The organism is Pseudooceanicola sp. NS-SX8, assembly GCF_057380755.1.
Genome location: NZ_CM170819.1, coordinates 4678304 through 4700427, shown reverse-complemented (window position 1 = coordinate 4700427; position 22124 = coordinate 4678304). Strand labels below are relative to the sequence as shown.

Sequence of the window (22124 nt, the reverse complement as noted above, 5' to 3'; positions counted from 1 at the left end):
CATGGGAGCCTACATTCTTCGCCGCCTCGCGCTGGTCATCCCGACCCTGCTGGGGATCATGATCATCAACTTCGCCCTGACGCAGTTCGTGCCAGGCGGCCCGATCGAACAGATCATCGCCCAGGTGCAGGGCCAGGGGGACGTCACCGCCGGCTTCACCGGTGGCAGCAATGATGCGGGCGACATGTTCGAGGATTCGGGCAAGTCCGAATACGCCGGGTCCCGCGGGTTGCCGCCCGAGTTCATCGACAAGCTGGAGAAGGAATTCGGCTTCGACAAGCCGCCCCTGACCCGCTTCATGCTGATGCTGTGGAACTACGTGCGGCTGGATTTCGGCGACAGCTACTTCCGCTCCGTCTCCGTCATCGACCTGGTGCTGGAGAAGATGCCGGTCTCCATCACGCTCGGCCTGTGGTCGACGCTGATCGCCTATATCGTCTCGATCCCGCTGGGGATCCGCAAGGCGGTGAAGGAGGGCTCGCGCTTCGATAACGTGACCTCTGCCGTCATCATCGTGGCCTATGCGATCCCGGGGTTCCTCTTTGCGGTGCTGCTGCTTGTGCTCTTCGCCGGGGGCTCCTACTGGCAGCTCTTCCCCTTACGCGGCCTGACATCCGAGAATTTCGAGCAGCTGAGCTTCTTTGGTAAGATTGCCGACTACCTGTGGCACATCGCGCTGCCGGTGCTGGCCTCCACCATATCCGCCTTTGCGACCCTGACCCTGTTGACCAAGAATTCCTTCCTGGACGAGATCAAGAAGCAATACGTGATGACCGCCCGCGCCAAGGGCCAGACCGAACGCCGCGTGCTCTACGGCCATGTCTTCCGCAACGCGATGCTGATCGTCATCGCGGGCTTCCCGGGGGTCTTCATCGGTGTCTTCTTCGCCGGATCGCTGATCATCGAAACGCTCTTTTCCCTCGACGGGCTGGGACGGCTGGGCTTCGAGGCGGCGCTAACCCGGGATTACCCGGTGATCTTCGGCACGCTCTTCATCTTCGGCCTGATCGGTCTGGTCGTGGGCATCCTTTCGGACCTCTGCTACGTCTTCGTGGATCCCCGGATCGACTTCGAGAGCCGGGAGGGCTGACATGAACCTGATGGAAGAGGAACGCATGCCGGGCCAACCGGCGCCAGCCCCCGTGGCAGAGGCGCCCAGGGGATGGCTGTCGCCGCTGAACAAGCGGCGCTGGCGCAGTTTCCGGCGCAACCGCAGGGCCTATGTCTCGCTCGTGATCTTTGCCGTGCTGTTCGGGCTGTCCCTGCTGGCGGAGTTCATCGCCAACGACAAGCCAATCCTGGTGAACTACCGGGGCGACTACTACGCGCCGATCTTCAAGTTCTATCCAGAGACGCAGTTCGGCGGCGATTTCCGGACCGAGGCGATCTATGGCGACCCCGAAGTCCAGTGCCTGATCGAGAGCGGCGGGCTGGAAAGCTGCTTCGATGATCCGGAGGGGATCATGCAGGATGCCGAGGACGGCGTGGTCGAAGGCGAACCGATCGAGAAGGGTTGGACCCTCTGGCCGCCGATCCACTATTCCTACGACACGCCCGTGGAACGGCCCGGCGCGGCGCCGCTGCCGCCCAACGGGCAGAACCTGCTGGGGACCGATGATACCAAGCGGGATGTGCTGGCGCGGGTGATCTACGGCTTCCGGCTCTCCATCATCTTTACCCTCATCGTGACCATCGCCTCCTCTGCCATCGGTATCCTGGCGGGGGCCGTGCAGGGCTACTTCGGGGGCAAGGTGGACCTGATCTTCCAGCGCCTGATCGAGATATGGGCCTCCACGCCGTCGCTCTACATCATCATCATCCTCTTCGCGATCCTGGGGCGCAGTTTCTGGCTGCTGGTGATCCTCACCGTGCTTTTCGGCTGGATGTCCCTTGTGGGGGTCGTCCGGGCGGAGTTCCTGCGGGCCCGCAACCTTGAATACGTGCGCGCCGCCAAGGCGCTTGGGGTGTCGAACCGGGTGATCATGTTCCGTCACATGCTGCCCAATGCCATGGTGGCCACGCTGACCATGATGCCCTTCATCGTCACCGGCACGATTTCGACCCTGGCGAGCCTCGACTTCCTGGGCTTCGGCCTGCCGTCCTCCTCCCCCTCTCTCGGGGAGCTGACGCTGCAGGCGAAACAGAACCTACAGGCCCCCTGGCTGGGCTTCACGGCCTTCATCGTCTTCGCGCTGATGCTGTCGTTGCTCGTCTTCATCTTCGAAGGCGTCCGGGATGCCTTCGATCCGAGAAAGACCTTCAAATGAGCATGCTTCAGGTCAGGGACCTGCGTGTCGCCTTTTCCCAGGACGGCAACAAGGTGGAGGCCGTGCATGGCGTCTCCTTCGACGTGGCGCAGGGGGAAACCGTGGCGCTGGTGGGCGAGTCGGGGTCGGGCAAGTCCGTCTCGGCGCTCTCCACCGTGTCCTTGCTGGGCGACAATGCCCATGTGGAGGGCTCCGTCACCTTCGCCGGGCAGGAAATGGTGGGCGCGAGCAACACCACCCTGCGGAAACTGCGCGGCAACGACATCTCCTTCATCTTCCAGGAGCCGATGACCTCCCTCAACCCGCTGCACACGATCGAGAAGCAGCTGGCGGAGAGCATGGCGCTCCACCAGGGGCTGACCGGGCGCGGCTGGGTCAAGCGCTGGCTGGAAGGCTGGATGAACCTGAACCCGGCGCCGGTGCTGATGAGCCTGATCGCCTTCTTTGCCTTCCTGGGGCTTTACGGCGCCTTCGTTGCCACCGCGCCGGAGGAGCCGAGCCTAGACTTCCTGGGGGCCTTCGGGAGCGAAGCGGTGATGCGCCTCTTCCGGGCGGTCCTCTGGGCGCTTGGCATTGCCGCCGTCCTGTGGCTGGGCAAGGTGGTGCTGAAGTCCCGGCTGTCGGGCTGGATCGTGACAAGCGAAACCCGGGCGCGCTCCCTCGAACTGCTGGAGCAGGTGGGGATCCGCGACGCGGAGGACCGGCTGACGGCCTATCCGCACGAACTGTCCGGGGGGCAGCGGCAGCGCGTGATGATCGCCATGGCCCTGGCCAACAAGCCGCAGCTGCTGATCGCCGATGAACCCACGACCGCGCTCGACGTGACGATCCAGGCGCAGATCCTCGAACTTCTCGCAGATCTGAAGAAGGACACGGGCATGGGCCTGCTGTTCATCACCCATGACCTGGGCATCGTGCGCCGCATCGCGGATCGTGTCTGCGTGATGAAGGATGGCCATATCGTGGAGGAAGGCCGGACGGAGGAAATCTTCGCCAATCCGCAGCATGACTACACCAAGAAACTCCTGTCGGCGGCTGCCACCGGGGCGCCGCAGGCTCCGGCGGGGGATGCGCCCGTGGTGCTGGAGGCGGATCACCTGAGGATCTGGTTCCCGATCCAGCAGGGGCTGATGAAGAAGACCGTGGGCCACGTGAAGGCAGTGAACGATGCGTCGATCACCCTGCATGCGGGCGAAACCCTTGGGATCGTGGGGGAAAGCGGGTCGGGCAAGACCACGCTGGCACTGGCGTTGATGCGGCTCATCGGCTCCGAAGGGCAGATCAGCTTCGAAGGCCGGAGCGTGCGGGACCTGTCGACGGCCGATCTGCGCCGCTTGCGCAAGGACATGCAGATCGTCTTCCAGGATCCCTACGGGTCGCTGTCGCCCCGCATGACGGCGGAGCAGATCATTTCCGAAGGGCTGTCGGTGCACAAGATCGGCGATGGCCGCCCCGTGCGGGACCTCGTGGCGGAGGTGATGACCGAAGTCGGGTTGGATCCCGCCGCGATGGATCGCTACCCGCACGAGTTCTCGGGCGGGCAGCGGCAGAGGATCGCGATTGCCCGGGCGATGATCCTGCGGCCCAAGCTGGTGGTGCTGGACGAGCCGACTTCCGCGCTGGACATGACCGTTCAGGTTCAGATCGTCGACCTGCTACGGGATCTGCAGCAGAAGTACGGGCTGGCCTACCTGTTCATCAGTCACGACCTGAAGGTGGTGCGGGCCATGTCCCACCGCGTCATGGTCATGCGCCACGGCGACGTGATCGAGGCGGGCACCGCCCGGCAGGTCTTCGACGCGCCGCAGGCCGACTACACGCGAGAGCTGTTCGCGGCCGCCATGGATCGGTAGCCCCGGCTTGGCAAACTGGCCCTGCAATCCGGAAGGCGGGCCCGTGGGCCCGCCGCAAGTGCCTCAGATCGCCGAGGAATGCCTGGCCTTGCTACCGTCGTAGGCGTCAAAGGCGCGGGCGACCAGCCGGGTCAGGGGCTGTGCCATCTGGGGGATGAACATCCCTTCGTCCGTCACCTGCAGCAGCCCGTCGAACTGGTCGGACACGTCGCGGAAAAGCGCTGTCAGCCAGGCCGGGTCGGCGCCGTAATCCGCGGCGATTTCCGACGTGCGTACGCCGAAATCGCACATCACCGCCTCGATGATCCGGGCGCGCATCTTGTCCTCGCCGCGGTAGGCATGCCCCCGCGAGGTGGAGAAGCGCCCCTCCCGAATGGCCTTGGTATGTGCGCCCGTGGCCGCGGCATTCTGGGTGTAGCCCTGTGGGAAGCGGGAAATGGAGGAGGCCCCGATCCCGATCAGCGCCTCGGCCCGGTCATCGGTATAGCCTTGGAAGTTCCGCTTCAGCCGCCCGGCCTTCTGCGCCACGGCCAGCCCGTCATCGGGCAGGGCGAAGTGGTCGATGCCGATTTCGGCATAGTTGTCCCACAGGAACAGTTCCCTGGCTGTGGCAAATAGTTCCAGCCGTTCGGACGGGGTGGGCAGCGCATCGGAGGGCAGCATGCCCTGCCGCCGCGCCATCCAGGGCACGTGGGCATAGCCGTAAAGCGCGACCCGGTCGGGGGAGAGCGACAGCAGTTTCTGCACGCTTTCGGTGATCTTTTCCCGGGTCTGATGCGGCAGGCCGAAGAGGATGTCGGCGTTCAGGCTTTCGATCCCGTGGGCCCGGATCGCCGCGATGACGTCGCGGGTCACCTCGTAGCTCTGCTCCCGTCCGATGCATTCCTGGATCATCGGGTCGAAGTCCTGCACCCCGATCGAAGCGCGGTTCATCCCCGCAGCCTTGAGCACGCGAAGGCGCGCCTCGTCGATCTCGTTCGGGTCGATTTCCACCGAGAATTCAGCACCTTCGGCAAAGGGGACGACCTCTGCGATGCGGCCCGCGAGGGTCTCCATCAGGTCGGGCGCCAGAAGGGTCGGCGTGCCGCCCCCCCAGTGCAGCCGCGACAGACGCACGCCCGGGGGAAGCTGCGCTTCCAACATGTCGAGCTCGGCCAGAAGGGTGTTCATGTAGGCGCGAACGGGTTCTTCGCTCTGGGTGCCCTGGGTGCGGCAGGCGCAGAACCAGCACAGCCTGCGGCAGAAGGGCACGTGGACATAAAGAGAGATCTCCGCCCCCTCCGGGATGGCCGAGATCCACGACGCATGTTCGCCCGAGCCGACGGCGTCGGAGAAATGCGGGGCCGTGGGATAGCTTGTGTAACGCGGCACTTTCGCGTCAAACAGTCCCAGGCGTTCAAGTTGCGTTTTGGTGACCATGGGACTAGGGTTTACCGAGGCGCCGGACAGGCGCCTTGACCCAGATCAACCATTAGATCCATCGGCCGGTTTCCCATGCTCCAGGAAGATTTTTCCTTTGTCTCGCACGATTGCAATGACTGCCCGATCCGGCATCGCGCGGTCTGCGCCCGCTGCGAGGGGGATGAGCTCGAACGGCTGGAGGAGATCAAGTACTACCGCAGCTACGAGGCCGGGCAGACCGTGATCTGGTCCGGTGACAAGATGGATTTCGTGGGCTCCGTCGTCAGCGGGATCGCGACCCTGACCCAGACGATGGAGGACGGGCGGACCCAGATGGTGGGCCTTCTGCTGCCCTCCGATTTCGTGGGCCGCCCCGGCCGCGACGGCGCCGCCTATGACGTGGTGGCGACCTCTGACCTGGTAATGTGCTGTTTTCGAAAGAAACCTTTCGAGCAGATGATGGAAACCACCCCCCATATCGCGCAACGCCTGCTGCAGATGACCCTGGATGAGCTGGACGCCGCCCGGGAATGGATGCTGGTGCTGGGCCGCAAGACGGCGCGGGAAAAGATCGCCTCCCTGCTGGCCATCATCGGGCGCCGGGATGCCTCCATCAACTCCCTGTCCATGCAGGAGAAAATCGTCTTTGACCTGCCGCTCACGCGGGAGGCGATGGCCGATTACCTGGGCCTGACCCTGGAAACGGTGAGCCGCCAGATCTCTGCTCTGAAGCGGGACGGGATCATCGAGCTGCAGGGCAAGCGCCACGTGACGGTGCCCGATTTCACCCGCCTGCTGGAAGAAGCCGGCGACGATTCGGACGGCGGCATGCTGGTCTGAAACCGGCAGGCAGATTTCCCCCAACCAAAGCTGAACAGAGCGACCGACGGCCGAAAGCCGCGTCGGTGCGAAAAACTTAAGCACTTGAAAAGCCCCGATCAAAACGTCGGTATTACGTCGGTATCCTGTCGGTAACCCGACGGTGCGAAATCCGGCGCCCGACATGGCCGCGCAATCACCGTTCGCGGGATCAACGCAATCGTAACCGGTCCGAGGTGGAGCGCCCTCCTTCGCCGTCCCGCGCGTGCCCCGCCCGCCGCCTGGCGGATCGGGCCACCTCGGGCGCACCCCGCCCCTCCCATTTTTTGGCCAAAAATATCCTGGGGGGAGTCTCCGAAGGAGGCGGGGGGCAAAGCCCACCTCTTCTTCTCATTGACGCCTCCGGCGTCGGGGCGGGCAAAGCCCCCCTTACATTCCCCATCGGCCGGTGCCCCTCACCCCAGGGGCTTTTCCATGTAGACCCGAGGCCGGCCCTTTTCGGTGACGCGGTGGGTCTCGGTATACCCACGGGCGGTGTAGAGAGAGATGTTCGAGGCCATCTTCTGATGGGTATAGAGCCGGATCCGGTCGAACCCTCGGGCGCGGGTGATCTGCTCTGCCGCATCGAGGAGCCTGCGGCCCAGCCCCATGCCCCGCGCGGCATCGGCGAGGGCCACGTTGTCGAGCATCATCGCGTCCTCCTGCGGGATGAGGATCAGCAGGCCGAGGGGCGCCGGGGCGCTGGGCGGATCGAGCAGCAGTATCTGCCCGGCGGCCAGAAAGGTGGCGTAGTCGTCATCCAGCGGGCCGGGGCGCTGGCCCAGGATCTCTGTCCAGGGGGAGTAGGCCTCTGTCACGATCTGCTGGATCCGGGGCAGATCGGCGGGCATGGCGGGGCGCAGGTCGGTTGGCAGCATGGGGTCCTCCGGGTCGGGTTCTGCAGCATCGCCCGGCAATCGACGCGGGTACAGGGCCAGGGTGGTGCGGCCGAAGGGGCCAAAGGTGGACCTTCGTCGCCGGGGAGCCTAGGCCCGAGGAAGGTTGGAGCGGGAGGATATGGAAAGGACATGCGCATGGCGGATGCGGTGAAGGACGGGGCGGCCCGGGATGTGGTTCTGCTGGACCTCGACGGAACGCTGGTGAACACGGCGGCGGGCAATATCGGCTGCGCGCAGCATGCGCTGCGGGCGCTGGGCCTGCCGGTGCCGGAGGCCGAGGCGCTGGCCTGGATCATCGGCCCCCCGCTGCGCCGCAGTTTCGTGACGCTGACGGGCGGGGATCAGGCCCTGGCCGAAGAGGGGCTGCGGCTTTACCGGGAGCGCTATGATGCCGGGGGCATCTTCGAGGGCGAGCCCTATGCGGGGATCTTCGCCGCGCTGGAGGCGCTGCGGGCCGCGGGGCACCGCCTGATGGTCTGTACGGCCAAGCCGGTGCCCTTTGCCGAACGGGTGATCGCCCATTTCGGGTTCGGCCCGCTGGTGGAGCGGATCTACGGGTCGGAGCTGGACGGGCGGTTCGAGGACAAGGGGGAGCTGATTGCCCATCTTCTGCAGGTCGAGGGCCTGGACCCCGCGCGCACGATCATGGTGGGCGACCGGGCCAATGACACCGGGGCTGCGGGGCGCAACGGTCTGGCCTCCGTCGGGGTGACCTGGGGGTTCGGCAGCGCGCAGGAGTTGCGGGACGGGGGCGCGCATCTGCTGATCGACGATCCGGCGGAGCTGCCGGGGGCGGTGGCGGCGTTGCGAGGCGGTGCGTAACGGAAAGGGCGGGCCGATCGGCCCGCCCTTCGTTGTTGTTTCCCCGAGGCGTTTTCCCTGAGGCGTCTTCCCCGTGGTGATCCCGCCTTGGCGCGGCCTTCGGGGGTTCGGGCGGGCGTTCGGGCGGGCGTTCCGGTGGGCGCCGGATCAGTGCGCCATGAAGATCGGCAGCGTGGTGCCTTCGAGCATGTGGCGCGTGGCCCCGCCCAGGATCGCTTCGCGGAAGCGGGAGTGGCCATAGGCCCCCATGACGATCATGTCGGCGCTGATGTCGGAGGCATGGCGCGCGATCAGGTCCGAGATGCGCGGCATCGTCTTGGAGATCACGTCGATCTCGGTCGAGACGCCGTGGCGGGCCAGCCAGCCGGCCAGCATGCCGCCCGGATCGGAGCGGTCGGGCCCATGCACCGGCGGGTCGATGACCACGACGTGCACCGAGGCGGCCTGTTGCAGCAGCGGCAGCGCCTTGCGGATCGCGGCCAGGGATTCGGGCGTTTCGTTCCAGGCGATCAGCGGGTTCTTCGGTGCCAGGTCGGTGACCTCGTCGGGCATGACGACCACCGGGGTGCGGCCTTCGAAGAGGATCGATTCGATGATCGGCTCATCTTCCACGCCCTTGCTGTCGCCGTAGGGCTTGGGCAGCACGGCCAGGTCGGAGAAGCGGGCGCGCCAGGCGACGTGGCGGCCGATGTCGCCCATCTGGGCCACGTCGGTATCGACGGCGAAGCGGATCGAGGCGCCCTTGAGGTAGGCGTTCGCTTCTGCCTCCAGTTCCTTGGAGTCTTCGGTTGCGCGGGTGATGGCCTCCTGCAGGACCATCGCGTTGGCGCCAGCGTAGTAGTAGCCCATCTGCGTACGATCGACGCCGAGGCAGAGCACGTCGAGGTGAGCGTCATGTGAACTGGCGAGGGCTGCGACCTGGTCGAGGTGGGCTTTCAGCCCGTCCTTCCGGGTCAGGATCGTGAAGATCGTCTTGTAGGCCATGAGAGCCTCCTGGGGTTATTTTGCAGATAAACCGTTGCACCAATTAAAGATTACTTGACCGTATGGTGGTCGATAAGGTGTTTTTAGCATGTGTGTAATTGTCACACATTGATCGACGTCAACCACTCACGAAACCGCGATTGATACAGATCAAGGCATCGTGATCGGGACCGCCGCAAGAAGCGGAGGTCGCAACTCCGAAACAAGCGGTGGGATTCCATCCACCCCGTTGGACTGACAAAGGGACGCGTTATGACAAATGCAATCAAGCTGGTCGCGCTGGCGCTGATCGCGATATTCGCGGCGATCGCAGCCAATTTCGCGCGTGACCTGGCGTATATGGTGAACGCCCTGGTGGTGATGCTCGTCGCTGCCGGCATGTTCGTCTACACGCTGCGCAAGACAGACGAGGACGTGGATGGCCGCGACCTTTCCGGGGAATACATGGACGGTGTCGTCCGGTTCGGGGTGATCGCCACCGCCTTCTGGGGTGTGGTCGGTTTCCTGGCCGGGGTGTTCATCGCCTTCCAGCTGGCCTTCCCGGGGCTGAACTTCGAATGGGCGCAGGGCTACATGAACTTTGGCCGGCTGCGGCCGCTTCATACCTCTGCCGTGATCTTCGCCTTCGGGGGCAACGCCCTGATCGCGACCTCCTTCTACGTGGTGCAGAGGACCTCTGCCGCGCGGCTCTGGGGCGGTAACCTGGGCTGGTTCGTCTTCTGGGGGTACAACCTCTTCATCGTCATGGCCGCGCTGAGCTACGTGCTGGGCGGCAGCCAGTCGAAGGAATATGCCGAGCCCGAATGGTACGTCGACCTGTGGCTGACCATTGTCTGGGTGGCCTACCTGGCGGTCTTCCTGGGCACGATCATCAAGCGCAAGGAACCCCACATCTACGTGGCGAACTGGTTCTACCTGAGCTTCATCGTCACCGTCGCCATGCTGCACGTGGTCAACAACCTGGCCGTGCCGGTGTCGATCTTCGGCTCCAAGTCGGTGCAGCTCTTTGCCGGTGTGCAGGATGCGATGACGCAGTGGTGGTACGGCCACAACGCCGTGGGCTTCTTCCTGACCGCAGGCTTCCTGGGCATGATGTACTACTTCATCCCCAAACGCGCCGAAAAGCCGGTCTATTCCTACAAGCTGTCCATCATCCACTTCTGGGCGCTGATCTTCCTCTATATCTGGGCCGGTCCGCACCACCTGCACTACACCGCGCTGCCGACATGGGCCTCGACCCTGGGCATGGTGTTCTCGATCATCCTGTGGATGCCCAGCTGGGGCGGCATGATCAACGGCCTGATGACGCTCTCGGGCGCCTGGGACAAGCTGCGCACCGATCCGGTGATCCGGATGATGGTGATCGCCGTCGGCTTCTACGGCATGTCGACCTTCGAAGGCCCGATGATGTCGATCCGCGCCGTGAACTCCCTGTCGCACTACACCGACTGGACCATCGGTCACGTCCACTCCGGCGCGCTGGGCTGGAACGGCATGATCACCTTCGGTGCCCTGTACTACCTGGTGCCCAAGCTGTGGAACCGGAAAGAGCTGTACAGCCTGAGCATGGTCAGCTGGCACTTCTGGCTCGCCACGATCGGCATCGTTCTCTACGCCGCCTCGATGTGGGTCACGGGGATCATGGAAGGCCTGATGTGGCGTGAAGTCGATGCCAACGGCTTCCTGGTGAACTCCTTCGCCGACACCGTGGCCGCCAAGTTCCCGATGTACGTGGTCCGTGGCCTGGGTGGCGTGATGTACCTGACCGGCGCGATCATCATGTGCGTCAACCTGGTGCTGACCGTGAAAAAGCAACCGGCGGAGCAAACCGCAAACGGCTTCGTGCCCGCGGAATGAGGAACTGACACATGAGTATCCTTGATAAACACGCGTTTCTTGAAAAGAACGCCACGCTGCTCCTCGCCTGTTCCTTCGCCGTGGTCACCATCGGCGGCCTGGTGGAAATCGCACCGCTCTTCTACCTCGAAAACACCATCGAGGACGTGGAAGGCATGCGCCCCTACACGCCGCTGGAACTGGCCGGCCGGGACATCTACATCCGGGAGGGCTGCTACGTCTGCCACTCCCAGATGATCCGTCCGATGCGCGACGAGATCGAGCGTTACGGGCATTACTCGCTGGCGGCGGAGTCGATGTACGACCACCCGTTCCAGTGGGGGTCGAAACGGACCGGGCCGGACCTGGCCCGGGTCGGCGGGCGCTACTCGGACGAGTGGCACGTCGACCACCTGACCAACCCGCAGTCGGTCGTGCCTGAATCGGTGATGCCCAAATACGGCTTCCTGACCCACGCCATGATCGAGGGCGAGTACATCCAGGACGTGATGTCGACCCACCGCATCGTCGGCGTGCCCTACAGCGACGATCAGCTGGAGAACGCCCAGGCCGACTTCCTGGCCCAGGCCGATCCGGACAGCGATTACGACGGTCTGGTGGAACGCTACGGCGAGGAAAGCGTCAACGTGCGCAACTTCGACGGTGAACCGGGGATTTCCGAGATGGATGCCCTGATCGCCTATCTGCAGATGCTGGGGACGCTGGTCGACTTCTCGACCTTCTACCCGGACGAAAGCCGCTGAGGGGGAGGATGTGATGAACGAGACCTATTCCCTCATGCGCGAATTCGCGGACAGCTGGATGCTTATGGCCATGTTCGCCTTCTTCGCGATCTGCGTCGCATGGGTGTTCCGCCCGGGGGCCCGCAAGACCTACCGGGACACGGCCAACATCCCGCTGCGCAACGAAGACCGTCCCGCGCCGGATGCCAAGGCATCCGAACCGGCCTTCGCAGGAAAGGACCTGTGAGATGAGCGATGACCTGAAGAAGCAACACGGGACCACCGGCCACAGCTGGGATGGGATCGAGGAACTGAACACGCCGCTGCCGCGCTGGTGGCTCTACACCTTCTACATCTGCATCGTCTGGGGGATCATCTACACGATCCTCTATCCGGCCTGGCCGCTGGTGAACCGTGCCACGGAAGGGGTGCTGGGCTACACCACCCGTGGTGAGGTGGCCGAGCGGATCGCGGAGGTCGAAGCTGCCAACGCCGGCATCAACGAGCAGCTGGCCTCGGTCGAGCTGGGCGCGATCGCCGATGATCCGGATCTGAACCAGTATGCCGTGTCCGCCGGGGCCGCCGTTTTCAAGACCTGGTGTGCCCAGTGCCACGGGTCGGGGGCGGCCGGTGCGGTCGGCTATCCGAACCTGCTGGACGATGACTGGCTCTGGGGCGGGTCGATCGAGGACATCCACTACACGGTGACCCACGGGATCCGGAACGAGGATGACTGGGATGCCCGCTACAGCCAGATGCCGGCCTTCGGTGCCGACGAGCTGCTGGAGCCGGAACAGATCGACGCGGTGGTGAACTTCGTCATGACCCTGTCCGGAGAGACGCCGCAGGATGCCAGCCTGGTCGAGGAGGGCGCGGTGGTCTTCGAGGAGAACTGTGCCTCCTGCCACGGCGAGGCCGGCACGGGCGACCGGGAGCAGGGCGCGCCGAACCTGACGGATGCCATCTGGCTCTACGGTGGGGACTACGCGACGGTGCACGAGACGGTGGAGAATGCGCGCTTTGGCGTGATGCCCACCTGGGCCGCCCGCCTGAGCGAGGCGCAGATCCGCGCCGTGGCGACCTACGTCCACCAGCTGGGCGGCGGCGAGTGAGCCGCGCCTGAGAGAGATCGGGCCGGGGGTTACGATCCCCGCCCTGAGAAATCCCTGCCTTCGTGGTGGGGTCGGCACCGGCCGCTTCGTCCTGTTCGCGCGTTTCCTTGAACGGTCGGTGCCTTTTTTCAAGCCAGCCCCCAGGCAGGGGGACGCCCGCCCCGGATCCCGGGGCGGGCTTTTTCGTGCCGTGGGGAGAGCCATCCCGCCGGTGTGCGATCTCGGCAGGGGGCGCAGGGATGGTGGATTTCATCCACCCTACGAGGGCGTGTAGGGTGGATGCAATCCACCTTCGCCTACACCTTCGCCCCAGCCCCGCGCCGGGTCACTTCCGCAGGACGCCGTGCCACCAATGGAAGCGGCGTTCGCGCCGGGCGGGCGGCGCAGGGCGGCGCTGGTCCTTTTGGTAGCGGTCCGCGCGGCGGATCCGTTCGTCCAGCACGTCGAGCGGGCGGTAGAGGATCGGGTCCATGTCAGCGCCTCCGCCCCTTGCCGGCGGGCGCGGTTTCCTTCGGGGCGCGCAGCCGGGGCAGGGGCCCTTCGGAGGGGGTGTGGCGCGGCGCGCTGCGGGTGGCGGTCATGAAAGTTTTTGCGTAGATCGAAAGCATGGGTCTTTCTCCTGTTCTGGTGCCTGACCCTTTTTTACTGCGGTGTGGGCGGAATCTCCTATTCAGGAATCCTTCCATCATGTAAGTCTGACTTACATGATTGACTGGCTGACCCTTCCCCCCCTGAGTGCCCTGCGGGCGCTGGCCGCCCTGGCGGAGAGCGGATCCACCGTGGCGGCGGGCCAGCGGCTGAACGTCAGCCATGCCGCGATCAGCCAGCAGGTGAAGCAGCTGGAGACCCACCTGGGCCTGGCGCTGGTGCGGCGGGGCGGGCGGCAGCTGGAACTGACGGAGGAGGGGCGGCAGCTGGCCGAGGCGGTGCTCTCGGGCATGGGCGGGATCGAGGAGGTCGTGGGCCGGTTGCGCGGCGAGCGGGCGGAGCGGCCTGTGGTCGTCACCTGCACGCCCACCCTGGCCGCGCAGTTCCTGATGCCGCGCCTGGGCGCCTACCAGGCGGCCCACCCGGGGCTGTCGCTGATGATCGACCCGACGCCGCAGCTGCGGACCCTGGGCCCCGGCGGGCCCGACAGTGCCGACCTGGCACTGCGCTACGGCAGCGGCACCTGGCCCGGGCTGGAGGCGGAGCTGCTGGTGGAAAGCCCGGTCTGCGTCCTGTGCGCGCCGGAGCTGATCCCCGATGATCACATGCCCAGCCCGGCGGAGCTGGCGGAGTTCCCCTGGTTCCAGGAGCTGGGCACCAACGAGGCCAGCGAGTTCCTGGAATGGCAGGGCGCGAAGCTGGATCCGCGGCGCGGCGTAACGTCGCTGCCGGGCAACCTGATGATGGAGGCGCTGCGGTCGGGCCGTGGCGTGGGCGTCATGGCGCGGGCCTTCGTGGAGGAGGAGCTGGCCTCCGGCCGGCTGCGGCTGCTGTTCGAGGACGTGCGCAAGAAGGGTTATTTCCTGTTGTGGCACGAGGCCACGCTGCGTCCCGAGGCGCGCGCCTTCGCCCGCTGGATCCGGGCCCAGGCGCGGGAGGCCTGGGGCGCGCCGGGCCGTGCCCCGGGCACCGCCGCCGAGAAAGGCGCGATGTCATAGATACATAATAGATACAGGGAAAATGTCGCATTTGATGCAGGTCAAGGTTCAAAAAACATCGGTTTGCGACAAGGCTTTGAGAACGCGCATTCCAGAACGCCATCAAAGGACCTCTCCGTGTCTGTTTCCGATAGCCAGGACCCCAAGCTCTACGCCGCCAGGGAACCCATCTTTCCGCGTCGCGTGAAAGGCCGTTTCCGGAACCTGAAATGGATCATCATGATCGTGACCCTGGGGATCTACTACGTGACCCCCTGGATCCGCTGGGACCGGGGGCCGAACCTGCCCGACCAGGCGGTGCTGATCGACCTGGCCAACCGGCGGTTCTTCTTCTTCTGGATCGAGATCTGGCCGCATGAATTCTACTTCATCGCGGGCCTGCTGGTCATGGCGGGGCTGGGGCTGTTCCTGTTCACCTCGGCCCTGGGCCGGGTCTGGTGCGGCTATACCTGCCCGCAGACCGTCTGGACCGACCTCTTCATCCTGGTGGAACGCTGGATCGAGGGCGACCGCAACGCGCGCCTGCGCCTGCACCGGCAGAAGAAGTGGGACCTGCGCAAGGTCCGCCTGCGGATCACCAAGTGGGTGGCATGGTTCCTGATCGGCCTGGCCACGGGGGGCGCCTGGATCTTCTACTTCGCGGATGCGCCGAGCCTCCTGCTCGATCTGCTGACGTTCAGCGCGCATCCGGTGGCCTATACCACCATGCTGATCCTGACCTTCACCACCTTCTTCTTTGGCGGTTTCGCGCGGGAACAGATCTGCATCTACGCCTGCCCCTGGCCGCGGATCCAGGCCGCCATGATGGACGAGGACACCATCACCGTGGCCTACCGCGACTGGCGGGGCGAGCCGCGCGGCAAGCACCGCAAGGCGCAGGGGGCCGAGGCGCTTGGCGATTGCATCGACTGCAACGCCTGCGTCAACGTCTGCCCCATGGGGATCGACATCCGCGACGGCCAGCAGATGGCCTGCATCACCTGTGCGCTGTGCATTGATGCCTGTGACGACGTGATGGACAAGACCGGCAAGCCGCGCGGGCTGATCGACTACATGGCCCTGACGGACGAGGTGGCGGAGCGCGGGGGCCGTGCGCCCCGCAAGATCTGGAAGCACGTCTTCCGGCCGCGCACCATGCTCTACACCGTGCTTTGGGCAGCGGTGGGGATCGGCCTGGTCGTCGCGCTGTTCATCCGGCCCGATATCGACATGACGGTCGCCCCGGTGCGCAACCCGACCTTCGTCACCCTGTCGGACGGCACGATCCGCAACGTCTATGACGTGCGCCTGCGCAACAAGAACGGCGAGGCGCATGACTTCCGGCTGAGCGCGGAGGGCGACGCGGCGCTTGAAGTGCAGGTCGAAGGCAGTGACGATGCCAGCGTGACGGTGCCCGCCGATGCCACGCACCTGGCCCGGGTCTATGTGACCGCCGCGCCGGGCACCGCGCCCGCGACCTCCGACCGGACGGAGTTCGTCATGTGGGTCGAGGATCTTGGCACCGGCGAACGGTCGAGCGAGCAAACCGTGTTCAACGGCAGGGCCCGGTAGGGGGGCCAGCGGGATGGCCTGCCGGGACGGCGGGAAAGGCCAATGAAACAGAAGCGGCCAGTCAGACGGGAGTGGCCAGTCAGACGGAAGTGCCCAGTGAGACAGGAAAGGCCAGTGAGATGAGCGATACCACGACCCCCGCCGCCGAGGCTGCCGCGAAGGGGTTCACCCTGAAGGGCTGGCATGTCCTGGGGATCTTCGTCGGCGCCTTCGCGGTGATCATCACCGTCAACGTGGTCATGGCGACCAAGGCGGTCAGCACCTTCCCGGGGCTGGAAGTCGACAACACCTATGTCTTCAGCCAGGAGTTCGACGGCCGGGTCGCCGATCAGAAGCGCCTGGGCTGGGTGGTGGAGGCCGAGGATGCCGAGGGCTGGCTGCGGATCGCCATCACCGATCCGACGGGCGTGCCTGTGCGCGCCAAGGAGATGACGGCCGTGATCGGCCGGCCCACCGACAGCACCGATGACGTGACCCCGCAGTTCGCCTTCAATGGCACCGCCTACGAGGCACCGCTGGAGCTGGGCGAGGGCAAGTGGATCGTGCGGTTCCACGCGATTGCCGATGACGGGACCGAGTTCATCCAGCGGCTTGACCTGCACGTGGTGCGCTGAGGGTTCCATGGTCGACGCGGCGGGACATTTCGACGACCGGCAGGAGGGACTGCCGCCGGAGAGCCCGGGCGGCATTTCCGCCTGCCCGGCCTGTGTCGCGGCGCCTGCCGCCGCCGACATGGCGCGTCGGGCCCAGGCGCTGGAAGGGGCGACGCTGGCGTTGTCGCTGCCGGGGATCCACTGTGCGGCCTGCATAGACACGGTAGAACAGGCGCTGGCCCGCGCCCCCGGTGTGCGGGAGGCGCGGGTGAACCTGACCCTGAAGCGGGCGCAGGTGAAGGCCGATCCGGAGGTCACGGCCCAGGCGCTGGTGAAGGCGGTGGAGGCCGTGGGTTACGAGGCGCATGAGCTGGACGCGGGCACCATCGCCGCCACGGCCACCGACCGCGCCGGGCGTGCCCTGCTGATGCGGCTGGCGGTGGCGGGGTTCGCCTCGATGAACGTGATGCTGCTGTCGGTCTCGGTCTGGTCGGGGGCGGAGGATGCCACGCGGGATCTTTTCCACTGGATCAGCGCCGCGATCACCCTGCCGGCCATCGCCTTTTGCGCCCAGCCCTTCTTTGTCAGCGCGGCGCGCGCGCTGCGGGTGGGGCGGCTGAACATGGACGTGCCGATCAGCCTCGCCATCGCGCTGGCGCTGGTGACATCGCTGTGGGAGACCTCTCTTTCCGGCGAGGAGGCCTATTTCGACGCGGCGCTGACGCTGACCTTCTTCCTGCTGGCCGGGCGCTACCTGGATCATCGCACCCGGGCCGCGGCACGCTCCGCGGCGGAGGAACTGGCGGCGCTGGAGGTGCCGCGCGCGCTCGTGATCCGCGATGGCGAAGAGGTGCTGCGCCCGGTGGCGGAGCTGGTGGTGGGCGACCTGATCCGGGTGCGCCCGGGCGGGCGGATGCCCGTGGACGGAGAGATCGTCGAGGGTACCTCGGAGCTGGACCGCAGCCTGCTGACGGGGGAGACCCTGCCGGTGGCGGCGGCACCCGGGCAGGCCGTCAGCGCGGGAGAGGTGAACCTGACCGGGCCGCTGACGATCCGGGCCGGGGCGATCGGGCGCGATACCTCGCTGGCGCGGATGGCCGATCTGGTCGCTATCGCGGAAAGCGGGCGGTCGCGCTACACTTCTCTGGCCGACCGCGCGGCGAAGCTTTACGCGCCGGGGGTGCATATCCTGTCGGCGCTGTCCTTCGTGGGCTGGTACCTGTGGACGGGCGATCTGCGCGTGGCGCTGAACATCGCTGCCGCCGTGCTGATCATCACCTGCCCCTGTGCCCTTGGACTGGCCGTGCCGGCGGTGACCACGGCAGCCTCGGGCCGGCTTTTCCGCAAGGGCATGCTGGTGAAGCACGAAACCGCGCTGGAACGGCTGGCGCAGGTCGACACGGTTGTCTTCGACAAGACCGGCACGCTGACGGCGGGGACGCCGGAGGTGACGAACGCGGAGGCCTTCGACACGGCCACCCTGCAACTGGCGCTTGCGCTGGCCGAGGGGTCTTCGCATCCGCTGAGCCGGGCGCTGGTGACGGCGCTGACCGCGCGGGGCGTGGTCGCGGCGGCGGTGGAGGACCTGCGCGAGGTGCCGGGATACGGCACCGAGGCACGGCTGGACGGGCAGGTGGTACGGCTGGGCCGGGCGGCCTGGCTGGGGGCCGAGGCAGGCCCGGAAACCGCCACCTGGCTGCAGGGGCCGCAGGGCCTGTCGGAATTCACCTTCAGTGACAGCCTGCGCCCGGGCGCCGAAGAGGCGGTGCGCGATCTGCGCGCGGCGGGCAAGCGGGTGCTGCTGATCTCGGGCGATACGGAGGGCGCGGTGGAGGCACTGGCCCGCCGGCTGGGGATCGAGGACTGGACCGCCGGTGCCCTGCCCGGAGACAAGGCCGCGCGCATCGCGGCGCTGCAAGAATCGGGCGCACACGTATTGATGGTGGGCGACGGTCTGAACGATACGGCGGCGCTGACCACCGCAGATGTGAGCATTTCGCCCGCCTCTGCGCTGGATGCTGCGCGGGTTGCCTCCGATATAGTCCTTCTGGGAGGCAATCTGTCGCCCATTCCGGGGGCGGTGGATGTTGCCTCTCGCGCGACGCGCAGGATCCGTGAGAACTTCCGTATTGCAACATTCTACAACGTGATTGCGGTGCCTCTGGCGGTTGCGGGGCTTTGTTCCCCGCTCATCGCGGCGCTGGCCATGTCGGCCAGTTCGATCACGGTTTCGCTGAATGCCCTGCGGCTGCGCTGATGCGCATGCCGGGGACACAGGGTGGCGGGGCCGCGTGAAGGGGTGCCTTCAGGGGTAAAGGGGAACTGACATGGACATTCTTGTCTGGCTGATTCCGATCTCGCTCTTCCTGGGCGGGCTTGGCCTGATCGCCTTCATCTGGACGGTACGCACCGACCAGTACGAGGATCCCGACGGTGCGAGCCAGCGGATCCTTTCCGACAAATGGGACGAACACCCCAAGCCCTGAGCGCGTCCCCCGGGACGCCGCCGCGCGGTGCATCCGGGACAGGAGCCGAAAGGGGCAGGGCCGCAAGAGGCAGGGCTGGCCATGGCGCCTGATGCAGCGGGGATTGCTGGCGGGGTGCCTTGATGCGGGGTCTTCCGCAGGACTTACATGAAAACAGGACCGGCATGAAAACGGGGGCTCCGTCAGGGGCCCCCGTTTCGCATTGTGCAGGTCGGGTCAGGTGCAGATCCGATCAGGTGCCTCCCTGATCAGGTGCCGGGCCCGATCATGAAGCAGGTGACGTTGCGGGCCGAAAGCCTGCGGCAGGTGCGATCCGCCGCTTCGCGGGTCAGGCCGTCGAAGTTGGCATCGAACCCGGTGGGGGAGCGGACGACCTTCCGGTCGGCACCCTCGAGGGTTTCGACCTCTGCCAGGGCGGTGGTCAGCAGCACCCGTTCGGCGCGGTATTCGGTGGTGTAGCGCCCGATGTTGACGCCCCAGGTAGCCGGACCGCTGTCGGCGCTGCGGGTCACGACGGAGGCCTGCTCCAGCTCATCCTCGTAGGTCACCTCGGCCATGGAGGCCGGGTCGATCAGCAGGTCGCCGGGCCGGGCCATGGGTTTGACCGGGTTGGTGACCGGACCCTTGCCGAGGGGCATGGCCGGTGCCGTCGTCGTGGCATCGGCGATCGCCTCCTCCACGGGATCGGGGGCATCGGTGGCGGTATCGGGATCGGCGGCGAAGGCCAGGGCCTTGGCGGCGGCATCATCCAGCTCGCCGGGCTTGGTGGCATCCGCCAGAAGCATGTCCTCGATCGCGGGACCGGCGGGCGTGCCGGGGCCGGGGCGGGCGCGCGGGCGCAGCGACTTGCGCGGGGCGCCGTTCACGCGGATCGTCTTGCCGGCGACCATCATCTCCGTCTGGCCGATATAGGCGGGCTTTGCCGGGGCCACGACGCGGACGCTGTTGGGCGCGCGGGAGAAGCCGAGGTCGAGCAGTTCGGCCATCTTCTCGTTCCGCCAGGCGGTGGAGCGGCCACCGAAGATCGTGGCGATGATGCGCTTGTTGCCGCGCTGCGCCGAGGCCACGAGGTTGAAGCCGGCGGCGCGGGTGTAGCCCGTCTTGATCCCGTCGGCGCCCTGGTAGGCGCGCAGGAACTTGCGGTTGGTGTTGTAGACATCCCGGCCCCCCACATCCGCCACGATGGTGGAGAAGAGGTGGTAGTATTCGGGGTAGTCGAAGTAGAGGTGCCGGCCGAGGTTGGTCATGTCCCGCGCGGTGGACATGTGCCCTTCGAGGGTCAGGCCGTTGGCATTGCGGAAGGTGGTCCGGGTCATGCCCAGCTGTTGCGCGGTGCGGTTCATGCGGCGGGCAAAGGCGGCTTCGGAGCCGGAGATCGCCTCGCCGATGGCGGTGGCGGCGTCATTGGCCGATTTCACTGCCGCGGCGCGGATCAGGTAGCGCAGCTTGATCTTCTGGCCCTCGCGCAGGCCGAGCTTGGAAGGTTCTTCGGAGGCCGCATTGCGGGAGACGCGGACCATGTCATCCAGCCCGATTTCGCCGTGTTCCACCGCCTGGAAGGCGATGTAGAGCGTCATCATCTTGGTCAGCGAGGCCGGGTAGAGCCGGGTATCGGCATTGCGCGAGCGCAGCACCTCGCCGGTCCGCGCGTCCATCACCATTTCCGCGTAGGGCGCCGCACGAAGCGGTTCCGCACCTGCGGTGAGCAGCCAGCTGGCCGCCAAAATCAAAAGGAAAGCCCTGCTTAGCCCCGAAAGGGCGGGTCCTACACACCGAACCACGTCAATCACCTATCTGCCTCGTTGCCGCCGGTTTGCCGGCTGGTCAATCTTTGCCGCCCCTCACACACGGGGCGGTCGCCTGTGGAAAGTTGTACCATAGGCAAAATTTTGAACAAAGCGGCCTTTTCTGGGCGGCGGAGGGGAACCTGTGTACATCTTCCAGATGTAGGGGGTGACTGTGCATAACCTACAAGATTGGCCAGAGGGGGCATATTTGCCTGTGGGGCAAACACGGTTTTGCCCTGCTGCAATTGCCTTATTTTTTCAGCGCACTAGGGGGCAAAGTTCACGTTTTTAAGGCAAATTCGCTTTTCAGCCTGTCGGGATCGGCAAGTCCTTGCGCCCGGACGGAGGTGGCGGGAACCCGCCGGGCGATTCCCGCATAGCGTGCGTATGCGTATGGAATGGCGGGGTGCTGCGGTCGGCCGGGGGTGGCCCGGATCCTGGCCCGGATCCTAACCCAGCTCTTCGACCAGGGCGGGCAGGCCGGACAGGTCGGACAGGGAAAAGAAGCGCGGCTCACCTTCGGGGGCTTCGGCATGTTCCAGGGCCCAGGTCTGGCCATGGGGCACGTAGACACCGACGCCGCCGGCGGCGATGGCGGGCAGGACGTCGGATTTCATCGAGTTGCCGACCATCAGCGCCCGGGCCGGCCCGTCGCCGTGGCCGTCGAAGATGCGGGCATAGACCTCTGCCGTCTTGTCCGAGACGATTTCGACCCCGTCGAAGAGATCCCCCAGCCCGGATTGCGCCAGCTTGCGTTCCTGGTCCAGCAGGTCGCCCTTGGTGATCAGCACGACCCGGTGGCTGTCGGCCAGCGCTTCCACCGCCTGGCGCGCGTGGGGCAGCAGTTCGATCGGATGGGCCAGCATGTCCTGGCCGGCCTCGATGATGCGGGCGATGACGGAGGCGGGCACGCGTTCTTCCGTCACCTCGATCGCGGTCTCGATCATCGACAGCACGAAGCCCTTGATGCCGAACCCGTAGCGGCCCAGGTTGCGCCGCTCCGCCGCCAGAAGGCGGTCCGCCAGGTGATCCGCGGCAACGTGATCGGCCAGCAATTCGGCGAATCGTTCCTGCGTCAGCTGGAAGAAACGCTCGTTGTGCCAGAGGGTGTCATCGGCATCGAAGCCGATTGTTGTGATCTTTCGTGCCATTTTTTTCCTGCGATCCCGGCTGTAGACTTCCCTGCGGGGCTGCCATGGTTATATAGAGCAGCCTGATCCCGCAACCTCAACACTGCTGCCGGCAGTCCCGACATACGCGCACCGGACCCGCGGACCTGACGATCC

General features: G+C 66.0%; 21 protein-coding genes. 14 read left to right on the top strand and 7 right to left on the bottom strand.

The genetic code is table 11. The features are described from left to right. Position 1: 1 nt before the first annotated feature. From AC2IR1_RS21560 to AC2IR1_RS21550, 3 genes are read left to right on the top strand one after another with little or no spacing between them, the layout of a single operon-like run. A complete protein-coding gene (locus AC2IR1_RS21560; RefSeq protein WP_486474027.1) occupies positions 2-1090 on the top strand; it encodes a microcin C ABC transporter permease YejB in 1089 nt (362 codons plus the stop codon). 25 nt (positions 1091-1115) lie between these two features. Then, positions 1116-2267: an ABC transporter permease gene (locus AC2IR1_RS21555; RefSeq protein ID WP_486476452.1), complete on the top strand. Its 1152-nt coding sequence runs from the start codon at positions 1116-1118 to the stop codon at positions 2265-2267. Then, on the top strand, positions 2264-4120 hold the full coding sequence (locus tag AC2IR1_RS21550) for an ABC transporter ATP-binding protein (protein ID WP_486474026.1): 1857 nt from the start codon (positions 2264-2266) through the stop codon (positions 4118-4120). Before AC2IR1_RS21555 ends, AC2IR1_RS21550 begins: the two co-directional genes overlap by 4 nt. Positions 4121-4183: 63 nt before the next feature. On the opposite strand, the gene hemN is transcribed toward AC2IR1_RS21550, so the two are convergent. After that, complete coding sequence (gene hemN / locus AC2IR1_RS21545; RefSeq protein ID WP_486474025.1) at positions 4184-5539, bottom strand: oxygen-independent coproporphyrinogen III oxidase; 1356 nt, start codon at positions 5537-5539, stop codon at positions 4184-4186. A 75-nt stretch (positions 5540-5614) separates the two neighbouring features. On the opposite strand from hemN, the gene fnrL reads away from it, so the two are divergent. Beyond that, a complete protein-coding gene (gene fnrL / locus AC2IR1_RS21540) occupies positions 5615-6361 on the top strand; it encodes a transcriptional regulator FnrL (protein ID WP_486474024.1) in 747 nt (248 codons plus the stop codon). Positions 6362-6795: 434 nt separating this feature from the next. Here the strand turns inward: fnrL and AC2IR1_RS21535 are convergent, their stop codons facing one another. Further along, positions 6796-7257, bottom strand: coding sequence for a GNAT family N-acetyltransferase (locus AC2IR1_RS21535; protein WP_486474023.1), 462 nt, complete (start codon positions 7255-7257; stop codon positions 6796-6798). Between the two features lie 156 nt (positions 7258-7413). Between AC2IR1_RS21535 and AC2IR1_RS21530 the strand changes: the two genes are divergently transcribed. Then, complete coding sequence (locus tag AC2IR1_RS21530; protein WP_486474022.1) at positions 7414-8100, top strand: HAD hydrolase-like protein; 687 nt, start codon at positions 7414-7416, stop codon at positions 8098-8100. Between the two features lie 147 nt (positions 8101-8247). Here AC2IR1_RS21530 and AC2IR1_RS21525 read toward each other — a convergent pair whose 3' ends face one another. Further along, positions 8248-9084, bottom strand: coding sequence for a universal stress protein (locus tag AC2IR1_RS21525; RefSeq protein ID WP_486474021.1), 837 nt, complete (start codon positions 9082-9084; stop codon positions 8248-8250). Between the two features lie 252 nt (positions 9085-9336). Here AC2IR1_RS21525 and ccoN point away from each other — a divergent pair, with 252 nt between their 5' ends. Genes ccoN through ccoP form a run of 4 tightly spaced genes read left to right on the top strand, consistent with a single transcriptional unit; the run spans position 9337 to position 12775 of the window. Continuing rightward, positions 9337-10941 carry a cytochrome-c oxidase, cbb3-type subunit I gene (ccoN, locus tag AC2IR1_RS21520; RefSeq protein WP_486474020.1) on the top strand — a complete coding sequence of 535 codons (1605 nt, stop codon included), beginning with the start codon at positions 9337-9339 and terminating at the stop codon, positions 10939-10941. Positions 10942-10952: 11 nt separating this feature from the next. Next, positions 10953-11684 carry a cytochrome-c oxidase, cbb3-type subunit II gene (gene ccoO, locus AC2IR1_RS21515; protein WP_486474019.1) on the top strand — a complete coding sequence of 244 codons (732 nt, stop codon included), beginning with the start codon at positions 10953-10955 and terminating at the stop codon, positions 11682-11684. A gap of 13 nt (positions 11685-11697) precedes the next feature. Further along, entirely contained in the window at positions 11698-11910 is a 213-nt protein-coding gene (locus tag AC2IR1_RS21510; RefSeq protein ID WP_486474018.1) for a cbb3-type cytochrome c oxidase subunit 3, read from the top strand. 1 nt (position 11911) lies between these two features. Beyond that, entirely contained in the window at positions 11912-12775 is an 864-nt protein-coding gene (ccoP, locus tag AC2IR1_RS21505) for a cytochrome-c oxidase, cbb3-type subunit III (RefSeq protein WP_486474017.1), read from the top strand. Positions 12776-13100: 325 nt separating this feature from the next. On the opposite strand, the gene AC2IR1_RS21500 is transcribed toward ccoP, so the two are convergent. Both AC2IR1_RS21500 and AC2IR1_RS21495 read right to left on the bottom strand, forming a co-directional pair. Continuing rightward, positions 13101-13247, bottom strand: a complete 147-nt coding sequence (locus AC2IR1_RS21500) for a hypothetical protein (protein ID WP_486474016.1) — start codon at positions 13245-13247, stop codon at positions 13101-13103. A 1-nt stretch (position 13248) separates the two neighbouring features. Continuing rightward, on the bottom strand, positions 13249-13383 hold the full coding sequence (locus AC2IR1_RS21495) for a hypothetical protein (RefSeq protein ID WP_486474015.1): 135 nt from the start codon (positions 13381-13383) through the stop codon (positions 13249-13251). 96 nt (positions 13384-13479) lie between these two features. On the opposite strand from AC2IR1_RS21495, the gene AC2IR1_RS21490 reads away from it, so the two are divergent. From AC2IR1_RS21490 to ccoS, 5 genes are all read left to right on the top strand, one after another. Continuing rightward, entirely contained in the window at positions 13480-14421 is a 942-nt protein-coding gene (locus AC2IR1_RS21490) for a LysR family transcriptional regulator (RefSeq protein WP_486474014.1), read from the top strand. A 117-nt stretch (positions 14422-14538) separates the two neighbouring features. Beyond that, positions 14539-15972 (top strand): cytochrome c oxidase accessory protein CcoG, encoded by a 1434-nt coding sequence (ccoG, locus tag AC2IR1_RS21485; RefSeq protein ID WP_486474013.1) that lies wholly within the window; start codon positions 14539-14541, stop codon positions 15970-15972. Between the two features lie 119 nt (positions 15973-16091). Beyond that, positions 16092-16586 (top strand): FixH family protein, encoded by a 495-nt coding sequence (locus AC2IR1_RS21480; protein WP_486474012.1) that lies wholly within the window; start codon positions 16092-16094, stop codon positions 16584-16586. A 7-nt stretch (positions 16587-16593) separates the two neighbouring features. After that, positions 16594-18822: a heavy metal translocating P-type ATPase gene (locus tag AC2IR1_RS21475; protein WP_486474011.1), complete on the top strand. Its 2229-nt coding sequence runs from the start codon at positions 16594-16596 to the stop codon at positions 18820-18822. 70 nt (positions 18823-18892) lie between these two features. Continuing rightward, positions 18893-19051, top strand: coding sequence for a cbb3-type cytochrome oxidase assembly protein CcoS (gene ccoS / locus AC2IR1_RS21470; RefSeq protein ID WP_486474010.1), 159 nt, complete (start codon positions 18893-18895; stop codon positions 19049-19051). A 248-nt stretch (positions 19052-19299) separates the two neighbouring features. On the opposite strand, the gene AC2IR1_RS21465 is transcribed toward ccoS, so the two are convergent. Both AC2IR1_RS21465 and AC2IR1_RS21460 read right to left on the bottom strand, forming a co-directional pair. Further along, positions 19300-20712 (bottom strand): D-alanyl-D-alanine carboxypeptidase family protein, encoded by a 1413-nt coding sequence (locus AC2IR1_RS21465; RefSeq protein WP_486476451.1) that lies wholly within the window; start codon positions 20710-20712, stop codon positions 19300-19302. A 575-nt stretch (positions 20713-21287) separates the two neighbouring features. After that, positions 21288-21989, bottom strand: a complete 702-nt coding sequence (locus AC2IR1_RS21460; protein ID WP_486474009.1) for an HAD family hydrolase — start codon at positions 21987-21989, stop codon at positions 21288-21290. Positions 21990-22124: the final 135 nt, after the last annotated feature.

What these genes read in the sequence shown, in the direction of transcription:
- AC2IR1_RS21555 (WP_486476452.1), top strand. Translation starts at nt 1,116, where the DNA reads ATGCCGGGCCAACCGGCGCCAGCCCCCGTGGCAGAGGCGCCCAGGGGA.
- ccoS (WP_486474010.1), top strand. Translation starts at nt 18,893, where the DNA reads ATGGACATTCTTGTCTGGCTGATTCCGATCTCGCTCTTCCTGGGCGGG.
- ccoO (WP_486474019.1), top strand. Translation starts at nt 10,953, where the DNA reads ATGAGTATCCTTGATAAACACGCGTTTCTTGAAAAGAACGCCACGCTG.
- AC2IR1_RS21460 (WP_486474009.1), bottom strand. Translation starts at nt 21,989, where the DNA reads ATGGCACGAAAGATCACAACAATCGGCTTCGATGCCGATGACACCCTC.
- AC2IR1_RS21475 (WP_486474011.1), top strand. Translation starts at nt 16,594, where the DNA reads ATGGTCGACGCGGCGGGACATTTCGACGACCGGCAGGAGGGACTGCCG.
- AC2IR1_RS21510 (WP_486474018.1), top strand. Translation starts at nt 11,698, where the DNA reads ATGAACGAGACCTATTCCCTCATGCGCGAATTCGCGGACAGCTGGATG.
- fnrL (WP_486474024.1), top strand. Translation starts at nt 5,615, where the DNA reads ATGCTCCAGGAAGATTTTTCCTTTGTCTCGCACGATTGCAATGACTGC.
- AC2IR1_RS21525 (WP_486474021.1), bottom strand. Translation starts at nt 9,084, where the DNA reads ATGGCCTACAAGACGATCTTCACGATCCTGACCCGGAAGGACGGGCTG.
- AC2IR1_RS21465 (WP_486476451.1), bottom strand. Translation starts at nt 20,712, where the DNA reads ATGGTGATGGACGCGCGGACCGGCGAGGTGCTGCGCTCGCGCAATGCC.
- AC2IR1_RS21495 (WP_486474015.1), bottom strand. Translation starts at nt 13,383, where the DNA reads ATGCTTTCGATCTACGCAAAAACTTTCATGACCGCCACCCGCAGCGCG.
- AC2IR1_RS21530 (WP_486474022.1), top strand. Translation starts at nt 7,414, where the DNA reads ATGGCGGATGCGGTGAAGGACGGGGCGGCCCGGGATGTGGTTCTGCTG.
- hemN (WP_486474025.1), bottom strand. Translation starts at nt 5,539, where the DNA reads ATGGTCACCAAAACGCAACTTGAACGCCTGGGACTGTTTGACGCGAAA.
- AC2IR1_RS21550 (WP_486474026.1), top strand. Translation starts at nt 2,264, where the DNA reads ATGAGCATGCTTCAGGTCAGGGACCTGCGTGTCGCCTTTTCCCAGGAC.
- AC2IR1_RS21500 (WP_486474016.1), bottom strand. Translation starts at nt 13,247, where the DNA reads ATGGACCCGATCCTCTACCGCCCGCTCGACGTGCTGGACGAACGGATC.
- ccoP (WP_486474017.1), top strand. Translation starts at nt 11,912, where the DNA reads ATGAGCGATGACCTGAAGAAGCAACACGGGACCACCGGCCACAGCTGG.
- AC2IR1_RS21535 (WP_486474023.1), bottom strand. Translation starts at nt 7,257, where the DNA reads ATGCTGCCAACCGACCTGCGCCCCGCCATGCCCGCCGATCTGCCCCGG.
- AC2IR1_RS21480 (WP_486474012.1), top strand. Translation starts at nt 16,092, where the DNA reads ATGAGCGATACCACGACCCCCGCCGCCGAGGCTGCCGCGAAGGGGTTC.
- AC2IR1_RS21490 (WP_486474014.1), top strand. Translation starts at nt 13,480, where the DNA reads ATGATTGACTGGCTGACCCTTCCCCCCCTGAGTGCCCTGCGGGCGCTG.
- ccoN (WP_486474020.1), top strand. Translation starts at nt 9,337, where the DNA reads ATGACAAATGCAATCAAGCTGGTCGCGCTGGCGCTGATCGCGATATTC.
- AC2IR1_RS21560 (WP_486474027.1), top strand. Translation starts at nt 2, where the DNA reads ATGGGAGCCTACATTCTTCGCCGCCTCGCGCTGGTCATCCCGACCCTG.